Source organism: Leifsonia psychrotolerans (assembly GCF_013410665.1).
Classification (GTDB): domain Bacteria; phylum Actinomycetota; class Actinomycetes; order Actinomycetales; family Microbacteriaceae; genus Cryobacterium; species Cryobacterium psychrotolerans_A.
The window spans coordinates 3422745-3434493 of the sequence record NZ_JACCFM010000001.1 but is presented as its reverse complement, the minus strand read 5'-3'; the positions used below and the strand labels follow the sequence as shown (position 1 = coordinate 3434493).

Below are 11749 nucleotides of genomic sequence, written 5' to 3'. Positions count from 1 at the left end.
GCAGCATTACGACCCCTGTGAAGGAAAGGACGCCGAAAACATCGATTATCTTGCCTAATTGTTAAGAATCGCGATTTCTTCGTTCCGACTGCGCGCGCTGAGCGAAGCGACGTTTGCCTGAGCCAGTAGTGTTTCGCTGTGCAAAGGAGCCGAAATTGAGAATAGGAATTGTCACTGAGTCGTCCCCGGGGGAGACCCGGGTCGCCGGTACTCCGTCGACCGTGAGCCAGCTGGTGAAGCTGGGCTATGAGGTTGTCGTCGAGGCTGGCGCGGGTGAGTGGGCGAGTTTTCGGGATGCCGATTACGTCGCCGCTGGAGTCGCCATCGTCGACAAGACGCAAGCTTGGAACGCCGACGTTGTGCTGAAACTGAACGCGCCGAATGATGCTGAACTCGCGCAACTCACAAGCGGCGCCACCGTCATCAGCTGGCTGAGCCCCGGGCTGAACCCCGATTTGGTTGAACGCCTGACTCAGTACCCGATTACGGCACTCGCTGTCGACGCGGTGCCGCGCATTTCACGCGCACAGTCCATGGACGTGCTTTCGTCGACGGCGAACATCGCCGGCTACCGTGCCGTCGTCGAGGCGGCAAACGCGTTCGGCCGGTTCTTCACCGGCCAGATCACCGCCGCAGGCAAGGTTCCGCCGGCGAAGGTTCTCATCGCCGGCGCCGGTGTGGCCGGCCTCGCTGCCATCGGCGCGGCATCCGCGCTCGGCGCCATCGTGCGCGCAACCGACCCTCGGCCCGAAGTCGCCGACCAGGTGAAGTCGATCGGTGGTACCTACCTCGCCGTGGAAATCGCCGACCAGGGTGTCTCGAGCGACGGCTACGCGAAGGCCACCAGCGAGGACTACAACCGCCGAGCCGCCGAGCTCTACTCGGAGCAGGCACGCGACGTCGACATCATCATCACGACCGCGAACATTCCCGGTCGCGCCGCGCCCAAGCTGATCACCGCGGCGGATGTCGCCTCGATGCGCTCGGGTTCGGTCATCGTCGACCTCGCCGCAGCAAACGGCGGCAACGTCGAAGGCACCGTGCCGGGCGAGAAGATCGTCACTGCCAACGGCGTCACGATCATCGGCTACACCGACCTCGCCCGCCGGCTTCCCGCGCAGGCCTCGCAGCTGTTCGGCCAGAACCTGGTCAACCTGCTGAAGCTGCTCACCCCGGGCAAGGACGGCGTGCTCGTGCTCGACCAGACCGACATCGTGCAGCGCTCGATCATCGTCGTGCAGAACGGCGAGAAGCTCTGGCCGCCGCCGCCCGTGCAGGTCTCCGCCGCGCCAGCGGCTGCCGCATCCGCTGCCCCGATCAGCCCTGCGGCTGCGAAGAAGGGCCTCGGCACCGGATCCCGCCTGGCCCTCACCGCCGTGGGCGTGGCCGCGCTGTTCCTGCTGGTCGCGATCGCCCCCGACCCGCTGCCGCGGCACATCACCGTGCTGACGTTGTCGATCGTGATTGGTTTCTACGTCATCGGCAAGGTGAACCACGCCCTGCACACTCCGCTGATGTCGATCACCAACGCCATCAGCGGCATCATCGTCGTCGGCGCCATGCTGCAACTGGCCGGCGTTGACCCTGTCACCCGCACTCTCTCGTTCGTGGCCGTGCTGCTGGCGAGCATCAACATCTTCGGCGGTTTCGCCGTGACCCGGCGCATGCTGCGCATGTTCTCGAAGGGCAACTCATGATCGCCGCCATCGCTACCGCTGCCTATTTGGTCGCGGCGCTCCTCTTCATTCTGAGCCTCGGTGGGCTCTCCAAGCACGAGTCCTCTCAGGGGGGCCTCTGGTACGGAATGACAGGGATGGCGCTCGCGCTCGTCTCGACCCTCGTGCTCATGCTCGACATCGCGGATAGTCTGGCGATCGCCCTGCTGCTCGTCGCCGTCGCAATTGGCGGGGCCATCGGACTCTGGCGTGCCGCGCAGGTCGAGATGACCGGGATGCCGCAATTCATCGCCCTGCTGCACTCTTTCGTGGGTCTCGCCGCCGTGCTGATCGGCTGGAACGGCTGGCTGGAGCACGGCGACATCGCGCCGGCCCTCGAAGGAATTCACCGCGGCGAGGTGTTCGTCGGCGTCTTCATCGGCGGTGTCACCTTCACCGGGTCGATCGTCGCGTTCCTGAAGCTGTCGGCGCGGATGAAGTCCGCGCCACTGGTGCTGCCTGGCCGGAACGTGCTGAACCTCGGCGCGCTGGTGCTGTTCGCCGCGCTCACCGCCTGGTTCGTCATCGCCCCGGACCTCGCACTACTGATCGCGGTCACCGCGCTCGCCCTGCTGCTCGGCTGGCACCTGGTCGCTTCCATCGGCGGCGGCGACATGCCGGTCGTGGTCTCGATGTTGAACAGCTACTCCGGCTGGGCTGCCGCAGCCAGCGGATTCCTGCTGGGCAACGACCTGCTGATCATCACCGGCGCGCTCGTGGGCTCCTCGGGCGCCTACCTGTCCTTCATCATGTGCAAGGCCATGAACCGCTCGTTCATCTCGGTGATCGCCGGTGGCTTCGGTGCCGTGGTGGCCACGAAGAGCGACGAGGTCGAGGGGGAGCATCGCGAGATCGGGGCGCACGAGACCGCCGAGTTGCTGGCCAACGCCACGTCAGTGATCATCACGCCGGGCTTCGGCATGGCCGTCGCCCAGGCTCAGTACCCGGTCGCCGAGCTGGCGAAGCTGCTGCGTGCGCGTGGGGTCGAGGTGCGCTTCGGCATCCACCCGGTCGCCGGTCGACTGCCCGGACACATGAACGTGCTGTTGGCCGAAGCCAAGGTGCCCTACGACATCGTGCTTGAGATGGATGAGGTGAACGATGACTTCGCCAGCACGTCGGTGGTGCTCGTGATCGGTGCCAATGACACCGTGAACCCGGCCGCGGCCGAGGACCCGACCAGCCCGATCGCCGGCATGCCGGTGCTCAAGGTGTGGGAGGCCGAGGAGGTCATCGTGTTCAAGCGTTCAATGGCAGCCGGTTACGCCGGTGTGCAGAACCCCCTGTTCTTCCGTGAGAACACCCGCATGCTGTTCGGCGATGCGAAGGATCGCGTCGACGAGATCGTGCGTGCGCTGGCGCTGGTCAAGCGCTAAAGCGCCGCTCTGGCCGTGAGGTGGCGCAGATGACCCTTCCGCGGGCCTGCGAAGGGTCATCTGCGATACCTCAGGAAAGGATGACTGCCGGATGGCGCGAGGAGCGCCGGCCACGGTCGGGCGCGCCGACGAAGGGCAGTCGCGCCGATCAGGGGCGGTCGAGCAGTCCCGCGGCCACCTCGAGCACACAGAGCGCGGCCAGGCGCACGGTGCGCCCATCCGCGGCATCCGCCGTCGCGTCGATCTCAGCGAGGTCGACCGAAACGACGCGGGGGTCGGCACCGGCCGCGCGGGCGGCGGTGCGCAGCTCGAAGGCCGAGATTCCACCGGGCACCGAGGCCGGGCATCCGGGGGCCACCGAACGGTCACAGACGTCAACGTCAAGGTCAACGTGGATCGGCCCGCCGGCCGCGCCGGCGATCTCGAGGGCCTCTGCGACGACATCCGTCATCGGCCGCCGATGCAGTTCATCGCGGTGCACGACCGTGATACCGAAGTCGAGGGCGCGCTGTGCGTAGTCACGCGAGTTCACGAAGTCGGCGATGCCAATCTGCACGATGCGGCGACCGTCGAGACCGGCTTCAACCAGCCGACGAACGGGCGAGCCGTTTGAGACTCCGTCGCGCAGATCGTAGTGGGCATCGAGGGTGATCAGTCCGGCGGTTTGCACGTGCACCCCCCAGCTGCCGAGTGCTGCCGCAACCGTGAGGGAATTATCGCCGCCGAGGGCCACGACGACGCGTGACCGAGCGGATGCCGCGGCCACTGCGGCGATCGCACGCCTTTCGCCGGCGGGGCTGTCGGGGTCAGTCACGTCGCCGAAGTCGGCCAACACGAGCTCATCGAGCGTGCGCGGTGCGGGACGACCGCCGCGGTCGGGCATCAGCGCCGGACTGTATTTACGCAATGCGGCCCGAATTGCCGACGGGGTCTCTCCGGCACGCGTGGCCGAGAGTGAGGTGCGCCAGGCCGGGATCCCGATCAGGGCGAGGTCGATCGCCTGGTCGGCGGCCAGAGACTCTGCTGCAGGCCAGTCTCCTGCGCGGGGCCAGAGGGCGTCATGAGGCAGTGTTGCAACGGTCATAGGCCGACCCTAGCAACCGGCTGATCGGCCCGATCTGCCCCGGTAGGTCAATCTGTCTCGGATACCGGACGGCCAGCCGCAGCGAATAACGGCTCTCCCGCCAGTTGTCAGAGCCACGGGCTACAGTGAGTCCATGCCCCGTGTCGTGCTGGTTACCGGAGCCACCGGATATATCGGTGGCCGCCTTGTTCCGCGGCTGCTCGAAGCCGGATTCCAGGTGCGGATTCTCGTGCGCACACCTGAGAAGCTGCGCGATGTTCCGTGGCGGGACCGGGTGCAGGTCTTTCAAGGCGACCTCACCGATCGCGCGTCGCTCGATCCCGCCTTCGACGGCGTCGAGATCCTCTATTACCTCGTGCACTCGATGGGCGGTGCGGCCGGCCGCGGGGCCACCTTCGAACGCATCGAGCAGCTCTCGGCCCAGAACGTGGCCCAAGCGGCTCGGCAGGCCAATCTGCAGCGCATCATCTATCTGGGTGGGTTGCATCCCGAAACCGACCGTCTCAGCCGGCATCTGCGCTCGCGCACCGAAGTCGGCAACATCCTGCTCCACTCCGGCGTGCCAACCATCGCCTTCCAGGCCGGCGTCGTAATCGGTTCCGGCTCGACCTCGTTTGAGATGATCCGGCATCTCACCGAGGTGCTGCCGTATATGCCAGCACCGCAGTGGGTGCGCAACTGGGTGCAACCGATCGCGATTACCGATGTGCTCTACTACCTCACCGAGGCCACCGAGCTGCCCTCAGACCTCAACCGCACCTTCGACATCGGCGGTCCCGACGTCTGGCGCTACGGGCAGATGATGAATGGGTACGCGGTCGAGGCGGGACTGCGCCAGCGCGCGATCGCAGCACTTCCCGTGCTGACGCCCTGGCTCGCCTCGCAATGGGTGAACCTGGTCACCCCCATCCCTCGACGGATCGCCGTTCCGATCATCGAGTCGTTGCAGAACGATTGCGTTGCCTCCGAACACGACATCGACCAATACATCCCAGCGCCGCCCGGCGGTTTGACCAGCTACCGGCACGCGGTCCGCCTGGCCCTGGCGAAGATGCGTGATGGCGAAGTCGAGACGAGCTGGGTCGACGGCTCGGTGCGGGGCGCCCCGAGCGACCCTCTGCCGAGCGACCCGGATTGGGCCGGCCACCTGGTCTACATCGACTTCAAGACGCGGCTGACGCCCGCCTCGTCGGATCAACTCTGGTCGGTGATCGAAGGCATCGGCGGTGAGAACGGCTGGTACTCGTTCCCGCTCGCGTGGGCGGTGCGTGGGTGGATGGACAAGCTCGTCGGCGGGGTGGGTTTGCGCCGCGGGCGTCGGCATCCGGCACAGCTCAATACCGGCGACGCACTCGACTTTTGGCGGGTCGAACACCTCGAACGTGGCACGATGCTGCGCCTCCGCGCCGAGATGTTGGTGCCCGGACGCGCCTGGCTTGAAATGTCGAGTACTCCCACGCCAGGGGGCGGCTCGCGCTACACCCAGCGCGCAATCTTCTTTCCGGCCGGGCTCGGCGGTCGCTTGTACTGGTGGGCAATCCTGCCGTTCCACGGCATCATTTTCAACGGCATGGCCAACCGCATCGTCGCGGCTGCGGTGCTCGCACGCGCAGACGACCGACCCGACTGATCGGCCGCCGAGCGGTGAGGAACGTTCCGGCTTCGAACGCTCCGGCTACGAACGCTCCAGAGTCGCCGCGCTGTCCACCGCGCTTGCCGCCGTACTGTCCCCCGCGTCGGCGTACGCTTCCGCCGTCGTGGCACGCTTCACGGCCCGGCGCTCGGCCGCTCCCTCGACGAGGTAGTAGAGCACGGGCAACACCACGAGTGTCATCACCGTCGACGAGACCAGTCCGCCGATCACCACGAGGGCGAGCGGCTGCGAGATGAACCCGCCATGTCCGGTGAGGCCGACAGCCATCGGCAGCAGCGCAAAGATTGTCGCCAATGCGGTCATCAGAATCGGGCGCAGTCGGCGCGAGGCACCGTGAACGAGCGCATCCGGCACGCTCATCCCGCGTCGGCGGTACTGATTGACCAGGTCGACGAGCACGATGGCGTTCGTCACGACGATGCCGATCAGCATGAGCACACCAATCAGTGAGGCCACACCGAGCGGGATGCCCGTGATCACCTGCAGCGCGATCGCACCGGTTGCCGCGAACGGCACCGAGACGAGCAGCAACAGCGGCTGGCGCAACGAACGGAACGTCGCAACCATGACGATGTAGACGATCAGGATGGCCACAAGCATTGCGATGCCGAGCTGCTGGAACGCCTCAGCCTGATCGGCCGAGACGCCGCCGAGGCTCGCCACCGCACCCGAGGGCAGCTTGGTCTCGGTGATCACGGTCGTCAGATCGGCGGTTGCCGCTCCCAGGTCGTCACCGGCCGGCATCGCCGAGACGGTTGCCGTGCGCAGACCCTTCGCCGTCGTGATCGTCGACGGCCCGTCCACCTCAGAGACGCTGGCCAGAGTGTCGAGCGCAACGGTTCCTGCCGCGGTCGGAATCGGCAGCGCGGCGAGCTCGGCCGCGGTGGTGGGCGGGGCAGCCGAGTGCAGGTAGACCGACAGGCTCTTCTCCTCGATGACGATCGAACCGATCACGCTCGGCTGCATCGCCTGAGACACCAGCGTGCCGAGGGCAAGCTCGCTCAGACCAGCGGATGCCGCGGCGTCACGATCGACGACAATCGCGAGGTACGGACGCGAGGCAGCCAAGTTGCTGGAGCTCTCACTGACCGAGCTGAGCTTCGATACCCGGGCCAGAATGGCATCTGATGCGGTCTGCAGGTCGGCGCTCGACGGCGCTGTGATGTCGACGTTGATGGTCGAGGATCCGCCGAAGCCGCTCGAGGCACCGATCGAGATCTCACCGGCATCCGCGATCTGTGCCAGCGAGGTGCGCGCGGACTGCTGCACATCGTCGGAATGTGCGGAATCCGCGGTCGTGATCGAGTAGTTCACCGTGCTGGACGAGGCGCCGCCGCCCCTGAAGGCAGCGGCCACGCTGCTGCCTCCGATCGAGACCTGCACAATATCAACGCCGTCGATGCCGCGCAGGGTCTTTTCGACCTGCTCCGAGGCGGTGTCGAGCGCGGCCAGGCTCGTGCCCACGGGCAGCGTCTGGCTCACACTGAAGGTGTTCTGGCCGGTCGATCCCAGAAAGTTGACCTTCATCAACGGCACCAGGGCGACGGTGCCACCGAGCACCAGCACCGAGAGCAGCAGGGTGGCGACGGCATGCTTGAGCGTCCACCGGATGACCGGCAGATACCCCTTCTGCAATCGGCTCGGGTGCTCAAGTTCGTCCGGTTCGGTCACGGCGGTCTCTGCACGACGCGAGCGGCGGGAGCCCCCCTCGTCGCTCGCCAGGGGCGCTGCCACGATCGCAGCGGCGCCGGGGCGAGCGGATGCCGCCAGCCCGGCTTCGGGGATTCCTGTGGGGATGCCCGTGGGGATGCCCGCTCCGACCAGTTCGCGGCCGTCGTCGGCGTCAGGCGCCGTCGAATCAGTCGAGAGAGCCGCATCCGTCGCCGTCGCAGACTTCGCCGCCGCGCTCGCGGCTTTCGCGGCTGCCTTGGCTTCCGCCTTCTCGGTGGTGGCCGCAACCTTGGCCGCAACCTTCGCTGCATCGGGCGCGCGCAGAAACCAGTAGGCCAGAACCGGCACGATGGTCAGCGCGACGAGCAGCGAGGCGAGCAGCGCGATGGTGATGGTGAGCGCAAACGGCCGAAACAGCTCACCCGTCGAGCCGGCGACGAACGAGATCGGCAGGAACACGGCCACGGTGGTGATCGTCGAGGCGGTGATCGCTCCGGCGACTTCACGCACGGCCCCGATAATGGTGTCGGCCCGGTCGACCCCGGCAACCAGGTGCCGCTTGATGTTTTCGATCACGACGATCGAGTCGTCGACGACCCGGCCGATCGCGATTGTCAGCGCACCGAGCGTGAGGATGTTCAGCGAGTAGCCCACGCTCTGCAAGCCGATGAAGGTGATCAGCACCGAGGTTGGAATCGAGATCGCCGTGACAAGGGTCGCGCGCACCGAGAGCAGGAAGACCAGAATCACGAGCACTGCGAAGATCAGTCCCAGAAAGCCCTCCTGGGTGAGCGAGTCGATGGACTGCTGAATGAACGGCGCCTGGTCGAAGACGATTGTGAAGGTCGCTCCGGACACTGCCGCTTCGAGGCTCGGCAACAGCGCCCGCACCTCTTTCGACACCTCGACCGTGTTGGCCGCGGGGACCTTGGTGACTGAGATCGTGAGGGCCGGCTTGCCATTGACCCGCGAGATGCTCGTCGCCGGGTTCTCGGCCAGCGCGACGGCGGCGACATCGCCGAGGGTCGTGACGGCCGGCGAGCCGGGCTGACCGGCCGGGCCTACCTGGCCTGCTGGGCCAGGAATGCTCGAGAGGAGCGGCAGAGCACCGAGGTCGTCGACCGAAGTGAGTTTCGTGCCGAGTTGCACCGACAGGGTGCTGTCACCCTCGGTCACGGAGCCGGCGGGAATGAACGCGCCATTCTGTTGCAGAGCGCTGCGGATCGATTGAGCCGACAGCCCCCGCTCGGCCAACGCGGCGTCATCCGGGGTAATGCTCACGCGCTGGCCGACGTCGCCGACGAGGGCGGCGTCGCGCACTCCGGTGACATGGCGGATGTCGCCAAGCACGCTGCGCTTCAACTCGTCCGAGAGGGTGGTGGGGTCGCCGCCGGACACCGCGATCGACAGCACCGGAAAGTCATCGATGCTGCCGCTGAACACCTGCGGGTCGAGGGAATCGGGCAGCCGCGACTTGATGCGGTTGATGGCCTGACCGATCTTGGATTCGGCCTTGGCGAGATCGGTGCCGTAGCTGAACGTAGCGCTGACCATCGACATGTTGGTGCTGCTCGTCGTCGACGTCGACTCGAGGCCAGACACACCCTGAATGGCGGTTTCAATCGGCGTCGAGACGTCGTCGTTGACGACTTCGGGCGAGGCGCCGGGGTAGCTCGTCGAGATGACCAGCTGCGGGAGCTGGAGCGACGGAATCAGTTCCTGCTTCAGGCTCGTCAGTGCGAGGCTGCCGAAAACGGCCGCGACGATGGTGACGAGGGCGATGAGGGCCCGGTTCTTCATGCTCAATACGGCGAGAAAATACACTCGCTCAGTATCCCATCCCCTGGGATGGTAAGGGTCCCGGCATCCGCCCCCACCCTCTGACCCCTGACCCCTGACCCCTGACCCCTGCCTCCTCCGGACGTCTTCTCACCGCGAGAGTGCAGTTGTTGGGGTTATGAGCGGGTTGAGGCAACAACAACTGCACTCTCGCGGGGGATGTGAGGGTCTTTAGGGGAGCGGGGTCACCGGGGCACCGGGGCGCCGAGGCACCGTGGCGCCAGGCACCAGGGCACCAGGGCTAGACCACGTCGGCGAGGTAGCCCGTGTCGGGCACCGGATGCCGGCCGAGCGCGTCCCAGGCGTGCCCGAGCGCATCGACGGCACGGTCGAGCTCACTGACGCTGTAACAAAAGGGGATGCGCATGAACCGTTCAAAGGCGCCGTCGATGCCAAAGCGCGGACCGGCTGGAACGATCACACCGTGAGTGCGGGCCGAGAGGGCGAGCTGCGAGCTGACCGGGCTGCCGAGGTTGACCCAGGTGGTGACACCACCATCGACATGGGGCACCGTCCAATCGGGGAATCGGGCGGCCAGCCGTTCCTCGAGGTGGTCACGGGTGAGCCGCAGCGCGTCACACCGCTCGGCAAGAATCGCGGGCATCTGCGGCAGCAGTCGCGTGACAATCAGCTGCTCAAGAATGGGTGTACCGAGGTCATTCGCCGTGCGGGCTGCAACGAGCTTACGAATCAACGCAGGTTCGGCGCGAATCCAGCCCACACGGATACCGCCCCAGACGCTCTTACCCACCGAGCCGATCGACACCGCAGTGCCCGGTAGCGCCGGGTCGGCGTATGCCGCAAACGGCATGAACTCTCCAGGCCTGTCGATGTTGAACTCCGCCATGGTTTCGTCGGCGATCAGCACGGTGCCCTGTCGGGCGGCGGCGGCCAGCACGCGTTCCCTCTGATCGACCGGCATTGATTGTCCGGTCGGGTTGTGAAAGTCGGGCATGAGATAGCCGAGAACCGGGTTGCTGCGCTGGAGCGTCTGCACGAGTGCCGCTTCGTCCCAGCCGTGGGTCGCGGCCGCGGCATCCGCTTCGCCGGCTGACACACTCACCGGCATGAGTCGCGCACCTGCCGCGCGCAGAGCCTCGTAGGCGTGCGGGTAGGTGGGAGTTTCGATCACGGCGCGATCACCCCGGCTGAGCAGCACCCGCGCGAGCAACGCGATGGCATGCTGGGCGCCGATGGTGACCATGATCTGCTCAGGGCCGGTCGGCAGGCCGCGCACCGTGTAGCGGTCAGCAATCGCGGCGCGCAGCTCAGGCAGACCGATCGGGTCGAAACCGGAGTCATTGAGGTGCCGGGGCAGGTCGGCCGCCGCCGCGACAGCTGCCGCGGCGAGCGCGGGAATCGCCGGCATCGTCGCCTTGCTGAAATCCAGGATGCCGCTGCCGTCGTTCACCGTCAGACTGGGCGTGCCGCCGGGCAGCCGGGCCATGCTGCCCGAACCGCGCACGCTGACCAGGAATCCGGTCTCCCGCAACCGGCGGTAGGCCGCCGCGACGGTGGTGCGGCTGAGGCCAAGCCGTGCGCTCAGATCGCGTTCGGCGGGCAGTCGACTGTCGACCGGTATGCGTCCGTCAAGGGTGAGCAGACGGATGCGATCAGACAGCGCCAGGTAGGCACTCGCGCCGCCACGCCAGTCGCCAAGCAGGGCTTCCAGGCTGCGCGCACTCATCTGAACGTCACTCATGAGGCCACTTTAGGGAAATTGGCTACTTGATAACAGAGCCAATCTGCAATTGGATTGATTTTTATGACCCGCCGCCTCACGCAACTTCTGATTGGCCTCTTCCTTTACGGAATCGGCATCGCCCTGATCGTGCGTGGCGAGATCGGAGTCGCCCCCTGGGACGTTCTCACACAGGGGATCGACGCGCAGACCCACCTCGGCTTCGGCCTGATCACCGTGATCCTGAGCGGAGTGGTGCTGCTGTTCTGGATCCCGATTCGGCAAAAGCTCGGCGTGGGCACCGTGCTGAATGCGTTGCTCGTCGGGCCGAGCGCGAGCGTGGGCCTCTGGCTCATTCCAGCCGGACTCGACCTCTGGGTGCGCATCATTCTGTTTGCGGCCGGGCTGCTCGTGCTCGGCATCGCGACGGGACTCTACATCGGCGCACACTTCGGCCCCGGCCCGCGTGACGGCCTGATGACGGGCCTGCACCAGCTCACCGGCTGGAAGATCTGGATCGTGCGCACAAGCCTCGAGGCGATCGTGCTCTCGATCGGCTGGGTGCTCGGCGGCAACGTCGGCATCGGCACCGTACTCTTCGCGGTGCTCATCGGCCCGCTCTGCAACTGGAGCATCCCAGTCTTTGCGATGAGGCGCCCGGATGCCGTCGAGCCCGTTTCGCAGCCCACGACACCCACCTTATCCAGTCCGCGCACGTGACAAACCAGG

General features: G+C 66.5%; 7 protein-coding genes. 4 read left to right on the top strand and 3 right to left on the bottom strand.

Features of this window, described 5'->3' with window-relative positions:
* Positions 1 to 155: 155 nt before the first annotated feature.
* On the top strand, positions 156 to 1697 hold the full coding sequence (locus HNR05_RS15595) for a Re/Si-specific NAD(P)(+) transhydrogenase subunit alpha (RefSeq protein WP_179579969.1): 1542 nt from the start codon (positions 156 to 158) through the stop codon (positions 1695 to 1697).
* A complete protein-coding gene (gene pntB / locus HNR05_RS15590; RefSeq protein ID WP_179579968.1) occupies positions 1694 to 3091 on the top strand; it encodes a Re/Si-specific NAD(P)(+) transhydrogenase subunit beta in 1398 nt (465 codons plus the stop codon). The genes HNR05_RS15595 and pntB overlap by 4 nt, the downstream gene beginning before the upstream one ends.
* A gap of 148 nt (positions 3092 to 3239) precedes the next feature.
* Here pntB and HNR05_RS15585 read toward each other — a convergent pair whose 3' ends face one another.
* Positions 3240 to 4175 carry an arginase family protein gene (locus tag HNR05_RS15585; RefSeq protein WP_179579967.1) on the bottom strand — a complete coding sequence of 312 codons (936 nt, stop codon included), beginning with the start codon at positions 4173 to 4175 and terminating at the stop codon, positions 3240 to 3242.
* A gap of 133 nt (positions 4176 to 4308) precedes the next feature.
* On the opposite strand from HNR05_RS15585, the gene HNR05_RS15580 reads away from it, so the two are divergent.
* Positions 4309 to 5805 (top strand): SDR family oxidoreductase, encoded by a 1497-nt coding sequence (locus tag HNR05_RS15580; protein WP_179579966.1) that lies wholly within the window; start codon positions 4309 to 4311, stop codon positions 5803 to 5805.
* 45 nt (positions 5806 to 5850) lie between these two features.
* Here the strand turns inward: HNR05_RS15580 and HNR05_RS15575 are convergent, their stop codons facing one another.
* Together HNR05_RS15575 and yczR are read right to left on the bottom strand one after the other, a co-directional pair.
* Positions 5851 to 9324 (bottom strand): efflux RND transporter permease subunit, encoded by a 3474-nt coding sequence (locus HNR05_RS15575; protein WP_179579965.1) that lies wholly within the window; start codon positions 9322 to 9324, stop codon positions 5851 to 5853.
* A gap of 256 nt (positions 9325 to 9580) precedes the next feature.
* Positions 9581 to 11041 (bottom strand): MocR-like transcription factor YczR, encoded by a 1461-nt coding sequence (gene yczR, locus HNR05_RS15570; RefSeq protein ID WP_179579964.1) that lies wholly within the window; start codon positions 11039 to 11041, stop codon positions 9581 to 9583.
* A gap of 63 nt (positions 11042 to 11104) precedes the next feature.
* Between yczR and yczE the strand changes: the two genes are divergently transcribed.
* Positions 11105 to 11740 carry a membrane protein YczE gene (gene yczE, locus HNR05_RS15565; RefSeq protein ID WP_179579963.1) on the top strand — a complete coding sequence of 212 codons (636 nt, stop codon included), beginning with the start codon at positions 11105 to 11107 and terminating at the stop codon, positions 11738 to 11740.
* Positions 11741 to 11749: the final 9 nt, after the last annotated feature.

Coding starts and splice junctions, on each gene's coding strand:
- pntB (WP_179579968.1), top strand. CDS start 1,694: ATGATCGCCGCCATCGCTACCGCTGCCTATTTGGTCGCGGCGCTCCTC.
- HNR05_RS15585 (WP_179579967.1), bottom strand. CDS start 4,175: ATGACCGTTGCAACACTGCCTCATGACGCCCTCTGGCCCCGCGCAGGA.
- HNR05_RS15580 (WP_179579966.1), top strand. CDS start 4,309: ATGCCCCGTGTCGTGCTGGTTACCGGAGCCACCGGATATATCGGTGGC.
- yczR (WP_179579964.1), bottom strand. CDS start 11,041: ATGAGTGACGTTCAGATGAGTGCGCGCAGCCTGGAAGCCCTGCTTGGC.
- yczE (WP_179579963.1), top strand. CDS start 11,105: ATGACCCGCCGCCTCACGCAACTTCTGATTGGCCTCTTCCTTTACGGA.